The sequence below is a fragment of the Amycolatopsis sp. cg13 genome, from assembly GCF_041346965.1.
In the GTDB taxonomy this organism is placed as follows: Bacteria; Actinomycetota; Actinomycetes; order Mycobacteriales; family Pseudonocardiaceae; genus Amycolatopsis.
The window spans coordinates 6,159,870-6,176,712 of record NZ_CP166848.1 but is presented as its reverse complement, the minus strand read 5'-3'; the positions used below and the strand labels follow the sequence as shown (position 1 = coordinate 6,176,712).

Genomic DNA, 16,843 nt, shown 5'->3' with positions numbered 1-16,843 from the left:
TCCTCGGGAAGTGCTGCGGTCAACGGGGTCGGCTCGGGGCGAGCGCGGATTCGAGGAAACCGGCGCGCTCGGCCCAAGACAGCGCGGCCGCCCACCACTGCAGGGTCGGCTCCGCGAAACGCACCCCCGCCCGAGCCAGCGTCGATGTCGTGTACGAGGAATCGACGACGACGTTGCGGTCCGGCAACTGGGACCAGGCTGCCGCCTGCCGGGCGGCGTTCGGGTGCCACTCCTCGACGCGGCCGATCGCTTCGGCGAAGGCGTCGTCGTCGACGAGCGTCACCGGGTAACCGCAGTCGCTGAGCCAGCCGACAAGTTCGTCGTGAGGCAGCTCGTGCGGGGTTTCGACGTGGTAGGTGCCGGGGGCGGTGTGCGGATGCAGGGCCAGTGCGGAAATACCGGCCGCGACGGTGTCCGCGTGGGAAAAGGCGAACCTCGTCCTCGGTCGGCGCGGCGCGGCGCGAGCCAGGAGGTAGCCCCTGATCACCTGATAGACACGGTTGTCGGAAACGTTGTGCTGGAACGCTCCCGTGCGGCTGTGCGCGGCGATGTGCCCGCTGCGGTGGACGAATGCCTGACCGCCCGCCGCCCACGCCCGGATGATCTTCTCGGCGTCGAACTTCGACCGCTCGTAGGAATTGTGGAACCGCTGCCCGATGTTCAGATCGGTCTCGCTGAAACCCCGGGCCGGCCCGTCGAGATATCCCGCGACCGACAGCGTGGAGACGTGGTGGAAACGCACTCCTTCGGTTTCGGTGTCCAGCCAGTCGAGCAGCCGGCGCACGGCCGCGGTGTTCGTCCTTTCCAGCTCCGCCGGCGCAGCGACGAGCCGTACGTCGGCGGCGGCGTGCATCACGATCCGAACGTCGCGCACCGCGGCGCGCCCGGCGGCGGACAGGCCCAGCCCTTCCTGGGTGATGTCGCCTGCGACGACGTCGACGCCACGGTCGCGAGGGGCCAGCCTCCGTGCCGCATCGCCGTCGTCGCCGCCTCGGACGAGACAGGTGACCCGCGCGCCGCGTGCGGTGAGTTCGGTGAGCAGGTGACTGCCGAGGTAACCGGTGGCGCCAGTGAGCAGTACCCGCGCGGGCTCGTTGACGACCCGGCAGACCGAAGGGGCCCGATCCGGACCCGGGTACATCACCTGGCCGGACGGCGACGGCACCGCCGTCACCGCCGGGCCCGCACCGGCATCCGCCGCAGCGGCCACCGCGTGCCCGAACGCGGCCATGATGTGTTCAGCACCGCGGCGGGACAACGCCGGAACGGCATAGACGAGATCCGCGACCAGCCTGCCCTCCACGATCCGGGCGGTGAGGTGCAGGCGGTGCGGAGGATCGCCGCTCGGGCACCGCGCGACACCGGGCGACTCGGCGGCGACGGTCCAGCGCAGCGACGGCTCGTCCGGAAGCCGGAAGGCGCCGAGGAAGTTGAAGCCGATCTTCGGGCGGGTGCCGCCGACGTCCATCGGCAGCGGCGGGGTGTCCCGCACCTGCCGTTCCACCTGGTCCACCCGCTCCCCAAGGCGTTCCGCGCAGACATCGGCTCGATCCAGTTCGACCCGCTTCACCGCGGTGAACCAGCCGACGGTGTCCAGGTGCTCGACGGACTCGACGTCCCGGCCGTGTGTCTCCACCTCCACGGTCAGGCTGGACCGGCGGAACCAGTCGGACGCCGCACCCGTGAAAACCGCGAGCAGTGCCCCCTCCAGTCGCTGAGCGCTGCCGAAGCGCGCGGTGAGAGCAGCGGTGGCTGATTCGTCCAGCGCCCAGCTCAACGCGGCCGGTGTGGTGCCGGTGTTCCGGCTGCCGGTCTCCGGTTGCGCGGGCGCGTTTCCGTGCGGCGCGCGAGTCGCGGCCCAGCGGTAGAAATCGCCGGTGGGCGGCAAATCCGCCCGCTCGCCGGCCAGCGCGGCCCGGTAGGCGACCGCGAGATCGTCGAGCAGGATCCGCCAGGACACGCTATCGATCGCGAGATGGTGAACGATGACGGCCAGCCGGTCGTGCACCCCTGCTTCGCCGCGGAACAAATGGACCCGCACGAGGCGCCCGGCGGCGGGCAGCATGCTCCGCTGCACCTGCGTGCAGACCCCTTCCACGAAAGCGGCGACCTGGTCCGATTCCGCCGGGAGCTGGGAAAACGTCACGACATCGAGGTCGGCCACCGCGCGCGCACGTGCCGCGGGGCCATCCGGACCGACGGGCCGGCGCAGCGCGGAATGGCGCTCCAGCACCGCGCCGACGGCCTCGCCGAGCGCGGCGCCCTCGACCCGCCGGCCACAACGCAGCAGCACCGCCTGGTTCCACAGCTGCGGTTCTTCGACACCTTGCTGGTAGAACCAGCGCTGCGCCGGGGCCAGCACTCGCCGGTCCGGCCCTGCCCGCCGCGGTCCGGCGTCGTTCTGGACCGGGGCCGCCGCGCCGGCGAGCGATCGTGGCGTCGGATTGAGGTAGAAATCCTCGAAGGTGACCCGGTATCCCCGCCGGCGCAAGAACGCGATCGTGCGCATCGCGAGGATCGAGTCGCCGCCGAGCGCGAGCACGTCGGCGTCGGCGGCGAACTCGGGCAGTCCCAGCGCGCCCGCCCAGAGACCGGCGATGGCGTCGGCGAGCAGCGAGTCAGCCGGATCTCCGGCCCGGGTCAGCGCGGCGCGTTCCGCGATGACCTCGTCGAGCACCGCGAGGACGCGGGAACGGTCCAGCTTTCCGCTCGGTCCCGCGGGAAAGCTCGGCAGCGCCACGATCGGCATCGGCACCGCGTAGCCGGGGAGCTTTTCGCGCAGGTGCGCGTGGAGTGCGTCCGGCACTTTCGCGTCCGCTCCGGCCAGCCGCACCGCGGCGAGCAACTGGTTGCCCGCGGGGGACGTCCGGGCGAGGACCACCGAGCCGGTGACGTCCGGCCACTCGTCGATGGCCCGCTCGACCTCGGCCGGATCGACCCGGAAGCCGCGGATCTTCACCTGCCGGTCGGCTCGCCCCAGGAAAACGAGCGCACCGTCGCGGCGCCGCCGGCAAATGTCGCCGGTGCGGTACATCCGTTCGCCGCCGTGCCGCACGAAGGACCGCGCGGTCTCGTCGGGCCGGCCGAAGTAGCCAGTGCTGACGCCGGGACCGCCGATCAGCAGCTGACCGGCTTGGCCGTCGGCAACCTCGCACCCGCCGTCGTCGACCAGTTTCACGACCCCTTGGCCGAGAGCCGTGCCGATGGGCACCGTCGATTCGTCGGCAGGCAGTTCCGCCGCGGAGGTCGCGACGAAACAGGTCGCGCCGATCGTCGTCTCCGTCGGTCCGTAGTGATTGACGACCCGCTCGGCGACTGCCGTGTCGAACAACTCAGCGGCGAACGACCGGGACAGCGCCTCGCCGCCCAGCAGCACGGTGCTCAGCGGCAAGGCCCCGGCGGGCCGCCCCTCCAGCAAGATTTTCAGGTGCGTGGGGGTGGTCTTCAGCATCGTCACTCCGGCTCCGCGCACGGACAGCCAGAACGCCTCCGGATCGCGCGTTCGCGAATCCGGCACGATGTGCGCGCGTCCGCCAGTGACCAGCGCGAGCAGCCACGAGGTGTGGCCGAGATCGGCCGCCAAGGTGGTCAAATGCGCCACGCACGGCGGCTCGGCGGCAGTCAGCCCGAGCCGGTCCCGCAGCGCGTGTGCGTAATGCACGACGTTGGCATGGCTGACGGCGACTGCCTTGGGCGCGCCAGCCGAGCCCGAGGTGAACGAAAGGTAGGCCAGGTCGGTGCTCACCGGAAGCTCGACCGTCGCCGGGTCCGTTGGCGCCGTCCCGGCGAGCAGGTCGACGTCCACGACCTCGGCGGGCCAGCCGTCCGGAGCCGGCACGGCTGGTCCGCTGGTCACCACGCAATCGGCCGAGATCGCGGTCATTCTGCGGCGCAGTTCGGTTTCGCTCCACTCGTCGCTCGCGACCACCGCCGCGGCTCCCGAGCACAACACTCCGTACAGCAGCAGGCAAAGACGTGCGTCTCGCGGCCCGAGCAGGACTACGCGTCGCCCCCGCCCGGCGCCTCGTTCATTCAGCCGTGCCGCGACGTGCGCCGCTAACCGCGCGAGAGTCCGGTAATCGTAGGAACGGGTGTCGTCGCTGAGCGCGATCCGGTCGGGATGGGCCGCCGCCCGCATGCCGAGCAGCTCAGGAATCGAAGCGGGGTATGTGTTCACGAGGTCGGGGTTCTCACTCGGCCCGGAGCGCCGGATGCGCTGAGCGGAGCCGTCGCACGTCCTCGAGCGGACCTCCGATGGCGCTGATCTTCGCCGCGTTTTCCAGCAATGCCAGTTCGTCCGCGCTGAGTCGCTCGTACGGCACCTTCATGATTCCCCATTCATCCCAGGGAAAACACTCGATCCCGTTCAACGCGGCCAGATCGCGCACCACGGTCGGCCCGATCACCGGCAGACCGCGGCGGCGCAATCCGCTCACGATGAACGTTTCGGGATCGCGCGTTCCGGCGCAGCAGTCCAGCCAGGCCTGCCCGGCCACCACGAACCGGTCGCGCGGCACGTCGACGGGATCGAAGTCGATCCGGTAATCGTGCATCGCCGAACCGCCGACCTGCGCATCGGCCAGCCGCCAGCCGTGCTCGGCGGTCCAGTACTCGACCACCCAGTGGTCGTCAAACAACCGAGGCGCGCCGAAAATCCAGTTGTAGTTTCCGAACCCGCCCCGGACGCGAGCGGGCACGCCCCGGTGCCGCAGCATCGAAACCAGCAGCACGCAGAAATCCCGGCAGGTCGCGCCGAAGCGATCCTCCGGCGGCCGTTCGGCGAAACCGCCGAGCAGCGCGAGAATTTCCCTGACCTCGCGCGTCTCCCCTTCCGCATAACGCTGGTCCGACAGCATGACGCCGAAGCGCCACAACGCGCCGTCGCGATGCATCGCGACGTTCTGGATCAGCCTGATCAGCTCCGCCACGTCGTCGGGGATGTCCGCGTACCACCCGGCAAGGTCGCCCGGATCGGTGATTTCCGTTTGCTGCCGGTAAAAATCCAGCTCGTTCCCGAATGCCATGTTCGTCAGACCTTTCCGTCCGCGGACGCCTCAGCGCGGATCATGCTGGGGTGCCGCGGTTTCCGGCTCCAGCTCGTAGAAACTCTCGCCGTCGAGATAGTTGATCGTGCCCGCGTCCCGCAGCACGGTTTCCTCGGAATCGTGTTCCAGCAACACCAGCAACGGCAGCAGATCGGTGGTGGTGCGCACGATCCGCTCGCCCGGCTTGACGAAAACGAGCACCTCGCGGAAGCTCTCCAGCTCCCGGATCCGGTCCAGGTGCCGGTAACCGCGCAACGTCCCCTCGACCGGGGAGGCCATCGGCACGATCGCGAAATGGCGGCCGACCGGGTAATCGCCGCCGGTGCGCTGATGGAACCGGCGCGGGTTCAGGTAAGCGTCCACCGTCAGGTCGATCTGGGACTCGCCGAGCACCTCCCTGGCGAAAGACGGAACCCGTCCGCCGCACAGCCGCGCGCCCACCTCGACCAGAGCCGGGCCGTCCTCGGTCATCTTGATGTCAAGGTGCGCCGGGCCGTGCCGGATGTCCAGCGCGTCCAGCACCCGGCCCGCGTAGTCGGCGAGCCGGTCCTGCACCTCGCCGCGGCGGCGCATCAGGTGCACCTGGTTGGCGAAGTCGATGATGCCGTTCACCGAAATCCGCGCGGTGCGCCAGATGTCGGTGACGTGCCGCTTGCCGTCGCGGCTGACGGTGTTGACCGAGTATTCGGTGCCGCGAAGGTATTCCTGCGCGACGACGCCGGCGTTGCGCTCGGAGTAGAGATTGACCGCGCCCACGACCTTGTCGAAGGCGGCGGCCGATTCCTCCGGCGTGTCACAGAAGTGCAGCCCGTCCCCGCCGGTGGACCGCAGCGGCTTGATGACGATCCGGCCGCCGATCGAGCGGTGCCAGGCGAAGACTTCTTCGGCCGACTCCGGGCGGAGTTGCCGCATCGTGGTCAGTCCCGCGCGCCGGACCGCTTCGATCATGGCGTACTTGTCCCGGCGGGCCTCGCTCAGCTCGACGCCGTTCGTCAGCAATCCCAGACCGGCACTGAGCCGGTCGGCGAGTTCGATGCCCGGTTCTTCGCCGGCCACGACGGCGATCGGCTCGTGCGCCCGGCACTTCGCCAGGGTGGCGGCCAGGTCGCCGTCATGGACGATGTCGTCCACATAGTCCGCGCGGTCCACCGGCCGGCTCTGGAACAGTGCCGGAACCACCGGGCTGCTCTGCACCCTGACCAGATCGACGCCCGCGCCGCGGAACTCGTCCGCCAGCGCCTTCGTCGTACCGTACGCGTCGACCACGACGACCCGGCGTGCTGATGACATCGTTCGATCCTCATTTCTCTGCTTCGGCGGGAACCGGTTCCCCGGCCGGTGCGGCGGGTTGCTCGGACTCCGGGCGATTCGCCTTGATCAGCCCGCGCAACGGGCGCGAGGCGAGCAACCCGACGAGGACGCCGACGCCGCCGATCACCACGAAGCTGACTTGGTGCGAGCTGTGGTCGTACACCAGCCCCGCCAGCGGCGGCCCCAAAGCGTTGCCCGCCATCACCGCTGTCCCGAAAAGACTCATGACCATGGCCCGCGAGCCGGAAGGGGCCAGCGCGCCCGCGACCTGAGCGAGCGCCGAGAACGCCGGGGAAATGAGCGAAGCCACGGGGATGAACGCGACGAGCAGCCAGCGCCAGTCGGCCCAGATGCCAATGGGGAGCATGAAAAGCCCGACGGCGACGACCACGGGAGCCGGCGCCCAGCCGCGCTTGCGGCCCCCGTAGGCCAGACCGCCGAGGAGCGAACTGGCCGCGCACACCGCCATCACCGCGCCTGCCCACGCAGTCTGCCCGGCCGACTTCAGCGTTGCCAGCAGGGCGACGTCGCTGCCCGAGGTCATCACGCCCACGGCGGCCACGCAAGCGAACACCAGGATCAGCTTGGCGCTCAGGATCGACCGGGCTCCCCCGCCCGCGGTGGCGGACGTCGAGTGTTCCGCGGGGAGCTTGCGGCCCGCCAGCAGGGCACCGGACAGCACGAACGCCGCGCCCACGGTCACAACCGCGGCCGTGTTGCTCACCTGGGTGGCGATCACCACGGCCGCCGCCGGCGCGAGCAGCACCGAGAAGGCGGTCAGCATCGAGCTGAGGGCGAACGCGGTGTGGCTGCGGTCCTCCGGAACGAGAGCGCTGACCGCCAGCCGCGTGATGGTGCCGCCGGACACCACGAACATCCCCGCACCGAACGCGGCCACCGCGAGCACCGGGAACGGCATGGCCACGAGGCACCCCCAGAACGCCCCGTGGACCATGGTCGCCGCGATGAAGATCGGCCGCAGGCCCCGCCGATCCATGAGCCTGCCCTGCAACGGCGAGCCGATCGCCATGCCCGCCATCCACAGCGCGACGACGAGACCGGCGGCGCCGAAGTTACCGTTCCGCACCTCGGTAGCGGAATAGAGAGTGAGCACCACGGGCGCCGCGGTGCTCGGGAGATTCAGCAGCAGACCCAGCACCAGGAACGCGGCGAAGCGGGGAATCGACAGCACCCGGCGATAGGCGTTGAGGTCGATCATGAAGATCCTCCGAGATCGCGAAACTGGGCTGATAAAAGAACTGTCGATCAAACAGCGGGCGATTCCCGCGCACTTGCCGGCGCGCCATCCGGACGAGAACGGATGGCGACGTCATGATTATCGGCTTCGCGCGCGCCTGTCCACTTTTTGCCGAGCAGAAAAGCTTTTCCACCGAAACCGGCGCCAAGCCATTTCCAGTGGTACCGGTTTCGGCGGTGTTCGACTGCCCGATTCAGTCAGTCGAACACCGCGCGAAATTTCCGGGTTCCCTATTTGGCCTTTTCCTCGACCGCCATGGCCACCTGACGCTCGAGCCGTTCCGCGAAAACCTGCCAGACCGCCGCGCATTCACGCGCGACCCGAACCACCGTCTCACGTTGGTGCGAGGGCACCCTGCGCACCATTTCGTCCCATTGCCCGTCGTCGACCGCGACACAGCCGATGTAGCGCAGCAACGACCGGCCGGCATCGGTGAGCCGCAAAGACGGATCACGAGCGAGCAGCGCGACGAATTCGGCCGACGAGGCATCCCGGGGCCCGCCCCGGCGGGCTCCCCGGCCGCCCTTGCGCCGAGCCCGTTGCTCCTCGATCGGGCTCACCCCCGGCGGATATTCCGCCGGGGCACGGCGGGCCTCGACGGCCGGCCCGCAGGCCGTGTCCGGTTGCTGCTGACGGGGGGTCAGCGGGTCCTCGCCGCGAGCGAGCCTTGCCCGCACGTCTCGCGCGGTCGACGGCGATATACGGGCCTCTTTCGCGATGTCGCGCAAGGAAGCCCTCGGGTTCGCACTGATCACCGCGGCAGCTCGTCTGCGTGCCTCGGCGCCGTCCAGCGGACGCAGCCTGCCATCCCGGCCGACCCGGGCGTTCGACTGCCCGATCCGGACAGTCGAACACGCCCGGATCGTCGCGACCGTGCTCGGCGACAGGCCGGTGACCGCCGAGACGCGCCGATCCGACCAGGCCGGATGAGAAGCGATGATCCGGGCGGCGGCGACCTTGCGGTCGGCCGCCGACAGCGGCAGGCCGTGCGCGTGGTTGAGCTCGACGGCCAGCGCGAAGGCATCCAGGTCGTCGCCGCTGAAAAACACCGCGTCGATGGTGCCGTCGCCGCGCAGGACGGCCGCCTTGAGCCGGTGCATCCCGTCGATGACCCGCATGGTCGCCCGGTGGACGACGATCGGGGGCAACGCGCCCTCCGTCTCGGCGAGCAGCTTCACGTGCTCGGCCTGCACGCCGCCCGTACGGGGCGAATCCCCGCTCACCAGCCGGTCGATCAGCACCTTTTCCGGTGCGGTGGACAAACCAGGTCTTCCGATCAGCAGTCCATGCACGTCGCGTCTCCTCCCTCAGCCGCGGCGGAGCCCGACAGCCGCCGACCCCGGCTCGACGCCGGAAAGAAGCCGATCGGCGCCCGCACTCCCCGCCCAGATCCCACCGCAGCTTCGCCGACCGCGCAGACGTTTCGCAGACGTCAGGATGTCTGCGCAGGTCAGCGGCTATTTCAGGGGATCGCGACGGTCGCTGGGCGCTCGAAGACGGTGAACCCGTGCCGCTCGTACAGCCGGTGCACCGGGTTGCCGTCCGTAACGACCAGGCCCAGGACGCTGGCTCCCGCCAGCGCCGCGCGAGCCAGCGTCCGCCGAAGCAGGAGCGTTCCCGTGCTCGGATACGAGGGGTGCCGGAACAGGTCCGTGATCAGCAGGCCGCCCCAAGGAGCCTCGCCGGGGAGGTCGTTGACCAGAAGGCCCGCGACCACCGCGCCGCCATCGCAGATCAGCCCGCTCAACGGGGACAGCGGCCCGAACGACGTCCCGGCCACCAGCCCTTCGAGACGGTCGAGCACCACGTCCGGATCCGCGTACTCCGCCCGGTAGTCGGCATGACCGGGCGGGTAGGCCGCGCGCCAGGCGGACACCAGGTCGGCGGCGGGCCGGTCAGCGGATTGGAGCCGCAGCGGCCAGTCCGGTTCCCGGCTCGCCCATTCGCCGGGCGGGCGCAGCTCCGAGAGGTCACAGGTCATCCGCTGAGTCGCCCGGGTGAGCCGGGCTCCGCGTGCCACCAGTTCGTCGGCGAGCACGCGCGGACCGGTCGCCAGCCAGCCCGACATTTCGCGTAACGCGACATCGGCGGCGCCTTCCTCGAGTACTTCGATTCGGTCCGCCCAAGGTTGCCCTTGAAACTCTCGCCGAAGATAAGAAAAAACCGGAACACCGTCAGCATCGATGCAAAACTCGCGCACCCCGACTCCCTACCTTGATGCCCAGGCCGCAGGTTAACATGCACCGGATGACAGGGACCAGCATCAGTCCGGACGCCGAAGAACGGGCGATTGTCGATTCGCTGTTGACAAAAATGGGACTGGGCGCGCTTGGCGCCGTCACCGGAACATACGCCGGGCGGCATCGGAATTGGGCGGGCGCCACCGAATCGGGCGCCGACGTGTTCATCAAGCGAATTGAGCCCGATTCGCCGGGCGCCGCCGGCAGGCTCGGCCGGTTGATCTCCCTGGAATCCGCGTCCTGGAATCCCGTGCCGAGGCCGCGTTGCTGGGGATGGGACCGGGAATCCGGTTTTCTGGTGTACCAGCTGATCACGCCCGCGCGCGACGGCAGGAAACTCGCCGACGACGGCGAATTCGAGCAGACCGCCGCGGCGGCTCTCGGCCGGTTGGTCGCCGGGCTGCACGACGCGGAACCTCCTTCGTGGCTTGACACCTCCGTTCCCCAGCTGCCCCCGCTGCGCGATCTCGAAGCCCTCCCGCTGGAGTCCTTCCGCGTCGCGTGCGCCGCCGAGCTCGAGCTGTGGCGGTTGGCCCAGCAGGACGAGGCCCTTGTCGCGGCGATCCGGCGATTGCGCGACACGGCGGGGGTGCCGCTCGCGCCCACGCACTGCGACTTGCGCCTCGACCAATTCATTTTCAGCGACGACGACATCCTCCTCGCCGACTGGGACGAGCTGCGGCTGGCCGATCCCGCGCGAGACATCGGCGCTTTCGCCGGGGAATGGCTGTACCGGAGCACCCTGCGGATCACCGAGGACGGCGGCGTGCACGACCATCGGGAAATCGTGGCCAGGGGCACTGCCGAGTTCGCCGCGGTGCGTCCCCTGATCACCGCGTTCTGGCAGGCGTACCTGAGCCACCGCCGGCATCGCGAGGACGCCGAACTCGCCCGGCGTTCGGCCGCGTTCGCCGGCTGGCACCAGTTCGACCGCGTCGTCGCGGCCGCCCACGGGCAAACCAAGCTCGCGCCGGTCGAGCGCGCCGCGGCCGGCATCGGCCGGGCCGTGCTGCTCAATCCGGAGCGGTTCGCCACGACACTGGGACTGACGACGTGACCACCCTCTTCCCGACCACTGGATCCTCGCCCGAGGCGTTGCTCGATGCCTTGGGAGACATCGAGGTCGACGTTCAGCGCAACCGGGCGGTCGTCGCTGGCCAAGCGATGCGGGCGGCGAACCGGGCCGAGTTGCGGGCGAAACTCGCGGCGGCGCTGTACGACCGCTTCCACGTGGGCAAGATCGTGAGCACGCCGGAACCTCCCGGCCTCCGGAGCCGGCTGATCGCGGCGGTTCCCCATGAGTTCACCGCTGTTCGCGGGCGCGTGCTCTCCCGGGACTCCGGGAGCGAAACGATCGTCGAAATCGAGGGAGTCCGGGTGCGCGTAACGGAATGCCAGATCGCCTCCCGCACCGAGGGAGAATACGTCTCGATCAACCTGGGATGCGTCCGCCCGAATCTGGCGCCCGACTTTGTGCTCGTCGACGGTTCGGCGGGGCACGGCCTGACCCCGGCCGGCCACACCTTGCGCGTCTACGCACATCTCCTCGACCCGGAAACCGCGCCCGCCGCGTGGCGGGCGATCCTGGTTTTCCTCGAAGAAAAGCGTGTTCCTTTTCGCGCGAAAATCAGCCTGCGCGTTCCGCGGCGCGACGCGCTGGTGCTGTATCTGGGGCCCGAGGCGTGGCCGTCCGCCTCGGACATCGCCGATTCGCTGGCGCGGCAGCCCGGGCTCGGCCACGCCGTCTCCGCGTACGCTCACCAGCTCTCCCCAGGCGTCGCGGCAGCCTGGGATCCGGCGGATCCTCGTCCCGGCTACCAGGGCCTCAGTTTCGGAGAACACCGTTCGCACGCTCTCGCGGACGCCTTGCTGAGCCCGGAGACTCCAGCCGACCAGCTCGCCGCCGCCCTCGCGGCGGGCAACGTCGACCCGACGAGGATTTACCGAAACATTACTTCCCCTGCCGTGTGATCCATTTCACACAAGTTGCTCGCTTGCCATTCCGGCCAACCACCTACAGGCTGTGCAATCGCGACAGGAACACGCGCTCAGAAAGGTTGTTTGATGCACGCCGAAGAACTGTTCGAGGCTTACGCCGAATTCACCACGCCGACCGAGCTTTCCGCTCCCACCGCCGGCTCGCAGACGGTGTCGCGCAACACCGCGACACCTGGTTTCCTCTACCAGTCCGCCGAGGCCGGGCCGGAGACGGGGAACTAATCAGGCTCAACTGGGGGAGGACGAGGTGGCGACTTTTCGGGAAGTCTTCGCGAACTCCGAATTCCGTGCCATCTTCTGCGGCTTCGGGTTCTCCACGGCAGGCGACTTTCTCGCCAGGGGCTCGGTGACGATCGGCGTCTACGTGTCGAGTCAGTCGACCGGGCTCATGGCCGTCACCTACGCCTTGACCTTCCTTCCGGACCTGGTCGGCGGGGCATTGCTTTCCGGCCTCGCCGACCGGTTCAAACGCAAGACCGTCATGATCGCGGCCGATCTGCTCCGTGCCGCGCTGGTCGCCGTGATGGCCTCCAGCGGGCTGCCGCTCGCGGTGCTGTGGCTGCTGTTCATCGCGGTCCGCTTGCTGGATTCGCCGTTTCGCAGCGCGCAGACCGCGACCCTTTCGGTCGTCCTCAGCGGTGACCGCTACGTGGTCGGCACCTCGGCCAACACCATGCTGGCCAATCTCGCGGTCGGCGCCGGTTTCGCGGGAGCCGGCGCGGTCGCGCAGCAACTCGGCATGAGCACCGCGCTCTACATCAACGCCGGCACCTTCGTCTGTTCGGCGCTGCTGATCTGGCGTGGCGTCCGGTCTCGTCCCGTGGCCGAAACCAGTGCGGCGCGCGCCGGCGGCTGGTGGACCTCGCTGGCCGCGAGTTCGCAGCTGATCCGTGCCGACCGCCGGCTGCGAGTGCTGATGTGCTTCGCGGTCGTTCCCGGCATCTGCATGGTCGCGACCACGCTCGCCGCGCCTTACGCGATCGAGTCGGGCAACGGTGAAGCCGTCGCCGGAGCCTTGATGGGGGTCGGCTCAGCCGGAATGGTCGTCGGCGTGTGGGCGGTGGCCAGGTGGGTGCGCCCGGAGACCCGGATGAAGCTGCTGGGCGTGCTGGCGGTCGCGTCGGCGGCGCCGTTCATTCTGTGCGCCTGGCATCCGGGGCTGGCGGCCGACACGCTGATCTGGTTCGTCAACGGCGCCGCGACCTGCTTCTGGGTTCCCGTGACCACTGGCGTGGTGACCGCCTCCCCCGAGGCCATGCGGGGCCAGATGAACGGGCTGATTTTCGCGCTGCTTCGCGTCGTCCAGGGAGTTGCCGTGCTGGCGTACGGCCTCCTGTCCGAGGTCTTCTCGGCTTCCTCGGTGATCGCCGCGGCCGGTCTGCTGGGCGTGGTCGTGTCCTGCCTGATCGGGCTCGCGTGGCGGCGGGTCGGCGAGCAACCTCGATCAGTCGCGGCGAAGGTCGGCACATGACCGGCGAAGCCCGGCCGCATCGGGCAGCTCGGTTCCCGCCAAGCAGTCGTCGACGAGATCGCAGTACTTTTTCGCGACGGCCGGATTTCCCGCGGCCTGGTGAGACAGCGCGAGGGTCTGCAGCGCGCGGGCCTGATCGAGCTGGGCGCCGAACTTCCGAGCCGCGGCGAGCGCCGACTCCGCGCAGCTGATCGCGCAGTCGACGTCCCCATTGTCGAGTTCGGCACGCGCCAGAACGATTTCCGCTTGCATGCCCAGTATCCGCAGACCTGAGGTTTCGCAGAGTTCTTTCGCCTTCCGCGCCTGAGACACGGCCGACGCGGCGTCACCGGTCAGCCTGCTGACTTCAGCATGTCCGGCGAACGCGGCGATCTCTCCGCGGCGGTACCCGATTTCCTGGGAAACCCCCAGCGCCGCACGGTAGTGCCGGCGCGCCTCGTCCAGCTCGTCCTGAACGCAGTACACCGCGGCCAGCGCGGTCAACGCGTCCGCTTCGTCCTCCCGCGTCGCGCTGCTGCGGGCGATCCGCAATGCCAGCCGGGCGTTCTGCGCGGCGGACGTCGTGTCGCCGGCCTCCCGGTACGCACGCGAGAGATGGCCGAGCACGTCCGCTTCGAAGTGCCTGACCGAGCCGCGCCGAAGCAGTTCCAGAGACTTGGTGAATTGGACGACGGCCTCGCGACAATGCCCGCGCAGCAACAAAACCTCGCCGAGCATGCCGCGCACGTCCCCCTCGGTGGCTTGTTCACCGGAAAGATCGCAGAGCGAGAGAGTCCTGCGGGCGGCGGCTTCGGCGTCGTCCAGGTTCCCCCGCAGCAACTCGGCATAGCAGAGTCCGAGCCAGCCGAACCGCTGCAAGGGCACGTTGGTGGTTTTCTCCGCCAGTGCGAGGCCGGCGCGCACCCGAGCGGCGCCGTCGTCGACTTTCCCCACCTCCCGGTCCAAGGCTCCGAGCGAGATGAGCGTATGAGCCTGCCCTTCGACGTGCCGCGCGTCCTGATAGGCGACGCGCGCCTCCGTGAAGTGCCGCAGGGAGGCTTGGTTGTCGCCATGCCGAAAGCTCAGCGATCCCATGGAGCAGTGGGTGGCGGCGATGGCGGGCAGATTCTCGCGGGCCACCGCCGCACGAAGCGCGGCAGCACAAGCGCTCTGTCCTTCTTCGCGATAACGGCCGCTGGTCACCAAGTACGGCCGCAACGTCTCGACCAGCAGCCAGGACAACCAGGCCAGTCCACCGTCGGCGGCGTCGACCACGGCCGCGAGCACGTTCAGGCATTCGGCGTCCATCCAGGCCATGGCTTCGGCTTGGTTCGCGAAGAGATCAGGCGGGGTCCGCGCGAGGCTTTCCGGTCGGGGAAGCCGCACATAAGTGGGGTACAGCAACGATCCCGCTGCCTCAGTGTGGTGCAAGTAGAACGTAAGAAGTCTTTCCTGAGCCGCCGTCAGCGTGACCTCGTCGTCGGCCTCCGCGCATTGCTCCGCCGCGAACGCGCGCAGCAGGTCATGCAGCTGGTATCTGGAACCGCCGGTCCGCACGAGCAAGTTCGCCACGGTCAGTCGTTCGAGCATCGTCCGGACCTCGGAACCGGGCAGCCCGGTCAAGGCGGCGATGGCATCGGCCGAGAAGTTCGGCGCCACGACAAGTCCCAGGAACCGGAACACTCTCGCGGTGGCGTCGTCCAGCGTCACGTAGGAAAGCTGAAACGCGTTGCGGACCGCGGCTTCCTCGTCGCCGACGATCCTGAGCGAAGCCAGGCGGTTCCCTTGCCGCAGCTCCGCGACGTAGTCGGCCAGCGGAGAGTCCGGCAGGCCGGCCGCATTGGCGGCCGCGATCCGGATCGCCAGCGGCAGGAAGCCGCACAGCTCGACGAGCTCCCCCGCCGCCGAAGGTTCCGCCGCCACCCGGTCCTGGCCCACGATCAGGGCCAGCAGGGAGCGTGCGCACTCGCTGGTGAGCACGCCCACGTGGAACAACACCGCACCCTGCAAAGCGACGAGGCCCCGCAGCTCGTTCCGGCTGGTGATCAGCACGCCACAGCCGGGAGCGTTCGGCAGCAAAGGGCGCACCTGTGCCGGATCGGCCGCGTTGTCCAGAACGATGAGGACTTTCCGGCCGCGCAGCAAAGTGCGGTACAGCGCGACTAGTTCTTCCTGGCCTGAGGGAAGGGTCGTCATCGCCGGATTCAGCGCGGCCACGAACCGGGCCAGCACCTCGGTGGGGGTCAATGTCGGGGCCGCCGCGTGCCCGCGCAGGTCGACATAGATCTGGCCGTCCGGGTAGTGGCTGCTCTTGCCCTGCGCGATCCTGACCGCGAGCGAGGTCTTGCCGACGCCCGGCAGCCCGGTGAGCACGAGCACCGGGCTGCTCGCGCTCGACCCGGCCAGTACGTTCTCGATCTTGTTCACCAGCTGGTCCCGGCCGACGAAGTCCGGTACCGCCGTGGGCAGCTGATGCGGCACCAGCTCGCGGGCGGGCGAGCCCGCCGGCACCGGCACGGCGGGGGCCGGATCGCCCGCCAGGATCTGCTCGTAGGTCTTCTGCAATTCCGCGGTGGGATCGACGCCGAGCTCGTGGGCCAGCGCTCGCCTGATCCGGCTGTAAACCGCGAACGCTTCGGCCTGCTGGCCCGAACGGTAAAGCGCGAGCATGAGCTGGCCGTGCAGCCGTTCCCGAAGCGGGGCGGCATCGGCGGCGGTTCGCAATTCCTGGACCAGTTCACGATGCTTGCCGAGCTGCAGTTCGGCGTGAAACAGGCTTTCCATCGCCGTGAGGCGTTCCTGCTCCAGACGAGGAGCATGGATGGTGCGCAAGAGATCGGACGGGATGTCCGCGAGTGCCGCGCCGCGCCAACACGAGAGACACTCCCGTAAAGCGCGGGCCGCTTCGTCTAATTCTTCCGTCCGCCGCGCATAGTCGTGGAGCTCCCGGAATCGTTCGAGATCCAATTCTCCCGGCCGGACGGAAATCTGGTAGCCGCTGGACAGCGTAGTAATTCGTTCGGCGTCGCCGATGACCCGGCGCAATCGCTGCACATAGGTCTGCAGCGTCGCGCGCGCACCGCGCGGCGGAGCTTGCTCCCACAGCTGATCCACGAGGTCGTCCGCACTGACCAGGCTGTTGGCGGACATGAGCAGCATGGCCAGCAGGACCCGCTGCTTCGGCGCGTTGACCGGCACGGCCTCGCCCGCGACGACCACTTCGAGCGGGCCAAGAATGCGAAACTTCAGCTCTGCCATCGTCGTCCACCTCCCCGTGCCAACGCTCGGCGGGCCAATTGTAGTCGGCGGCTAACACCCGCCGCGGCCAAATCGAGGTTTCCCAGGGGCCGATGTGCTGACGCTGGGCGCCGGTGAACTAACCGCCGCATTCCAAGGCCGGGAGATTCCGGCCGGGCCGAACCTCGGCGAAGTCACGCGCGTGCTGCGTCGCCGGAAAGACCAGCTTCACCGGTCCCTGCGCAGCAGCGGTTCGAAAGCCAGGAACCCCTCACGTCGCAGCACAGCCGCGAACTCGGCATCG

The 16,843-nt window shown here is 69.2% G+C and carries 11 protein-coding genes; 4 read left to right on the top strand and 7 right to left on the bottom strand.

All coding sequences use genetic code 11. The features are described from left to right. Nucleotides 1–19: 19 nt before the first annotated feature. From AB5I40_RS28760 to AB5I40_RS28735, 6 genes are all read right to left on the bottom strand, one after another. The gene (locus tag AB5I40_RS28760; RefSeq protein WP_370933291.1) at nt 20–4,177 is read right to left on the bottom strand and encodes an AMP-binding protein; all 4,158 of its coding nucleotides are present in this window, start codon (nt 4,175–4,177) and stop codon (nt 20–22) included. A gap of 13 nt (nt 4,178–4,190) precedes the next feature. After that, nucleotides 4,191–5,024 carry a transglutaminase domain-containing protein gene (locus AB5I40_RS28755; protein ID WP_370933289.1) on the bottom strand — a complete coding sequence of 278 codons (834 nt, stop codon included), beginning with the start codon at nt 5,022–5,024 and terminating at the stop codon, nt 4,191–4,193. Nucleotides 5,025–5,054: 30 nt separating this feature from the next. After that, on the bottom strand, nt 5,055–6,335 hold the full coding sequence (locus AB5I40_RS28750) for an ATP-grasp domain-containing protein (RefSeq protein ID WP_370933288.1): 1,281 nt from the start codon (nt 6,333–6,335) through the stop codon (nt 5,055–5,057). 10 nt (nt 6,336–6,345) lie between these two features. Continuing rightward, entirely contained in the window at nt 6,346–7,575 is a 1,230-nt protein-coding gene (locus AB5I40_RS28745; RefSeq protein ID WP_370933286.1) for an MFS transporter, read from the bottom strand. A 269-nt stretch (nt 7,576–7,844) separates the two neighbouring features. Then, entirely contained in the window at nt 7,845–8,906 is a 1,062-nt protein-coding gene (locus tag AB5I40_RS28740; protein WP_370933285.1) for a ParB/RepB/Spo0J family partition protein, read from the bottom strand. Between the two features lie 170 nt (nt 8,907–9,076). Continuing rightward, a complete protein-coding gene (locus AB5I40_RS28735) occupies nt 9,077–9,682 on the bottom strand; it encodes an N-acetyltransferase family protein (RefSeq protein WP_370933283.1) in 606 nt (201 codons plus the stop codon). Between the two features lie 179 nt (nt 9,683–9,861). Here AB5I40_RS28735 and lxmK point away from each other — a divergent pair, with 179 nt between their 5' ends. The 4 genes from lxmK to AB5I40_RS28715 all read left to right on the top strand — a co-directional run bounded on the left by lxmK (nt 9,862) and on the right by AB5I40_RS28715 (nt 13,323). Further along, on the top strand, nt 9,862–10,911 hold the full coding sequence (gene lxmK / locus AB5I40_RS28730) for a class V lanthionine synthetase subunit LxmK (protein WP_370933281.1): 1,050 nt from the start codon (nt 9,862–9,864) through the stop codon (nt 10,909–10,911). Next, nucleotides 10,908–11,825 carry a T3SS effector HopA1 family protein gene (locus tag AB5I40_RS28725; protein WP_370933280.1) on the top strand — a complete coding sequence of 306 codons (918 nt, stop codon included), beginning with the start codon at nt 10,908–10,910 and terminating at the stop codon, nt 11,823–11,825. The genes lxmK and AB5I40_RS28725 overlap by 4 nt, the downstream gene beginning before the upstream one ends. Before the next feature lie 93 nt (nt 11,826–11,918). Beyond that, entirely contained in the window at nt 11,919–12,074 is a 156-nt protein-coding gene (locus AB5I40_RS28720; RefSeq protein ID WP_370933278.1) for a hypothetical protein, read from the top strand. A gap of 25 nt (nt 12,075–12,099) precedes the next feature. Beyond that, nucleotides 12,100–13,323, top strand: coding sequence for an MFS transporter (locus tag AB5I40_RS28715; RefSeq protein WP_370933276.1), 1,224 nt, complete (start codon nt 12,100–12,102; stop codon nt 13,321–13,323). On the opposite strand, the gene AB5I40_RS28710 is transcribed toward AB5I40_RS28715, so the two are convergent. Next, a complete protein-coding gene (locus AB5I40_RS28710) occupies nt 13,297–16,560 on the bottom strand; it encodes a BTAD domain-containing putative transcriptional regulator (RefSeq protein ID WP_370933274.1) in 3,264 nt (1,087 codons plus the stop codon). The two genes, AB5I40_RS28715 and AB5I40_RS28710, sit on opposite strands and share 27 nt — an antisense overlap. Between the last annotated feature and the right edge of the window lie 283 nt (nt 16,561–16,843).

Bases quoted from the DNA above. Each gene is read 5' to 3' on its own strand.
- AB5I40_RS28755 (WP_370933289.1), bottom strand. From the start codon at position 5,024: ATGGCATTCGGGAACGAGCTGGATTTTTACCGGCAGCAAACGGAAATC.
- AB5I40_RS28750 (WP_370933288.1), bottom strand. From the start codon at position 6,335: ATGTCATCAGCACGCCGGGTCGTCGTGGTCGACGCGTACGGTACGACG.
- AB5I40_RS28745 (WP_370933286.1), bottom strand. From the start codon at position 7,575: ATGATCGACCTCAACGCCTATCGCCGGGTGCTGTCGATTCCCCGCTTC.
- AB5I40_RS28735 (WP_370933283.1), bottom strand. From the start codon at position 9,682: ATGTCGGGCTGGCTGGCGACCGGTCCGCGCGTGCTCGCCGACGAACTG.
- lxmK (WP_370933281.1), top strand. From the start codon at position 9,862: ATGACAGGGACCAGCATCAGTCCGGACGCCGAAGAACGGGCGATTGTC.
- AB5I40_RS28720 (WP_370933278.1), top strand. From the start codon at position 11,919: ATGCACGCCGAAGAACTGTTCGAGGCTTACGCCGAATTCACCACGCCG.
- AB5I40_RS28710 (WP_370933274.1), bottom strand. From the start codon at position 16,560: ATGGCAGAGCTGAAGTTTCGCATTCTTGGCCCGCTCGAAGTGGTCGTC.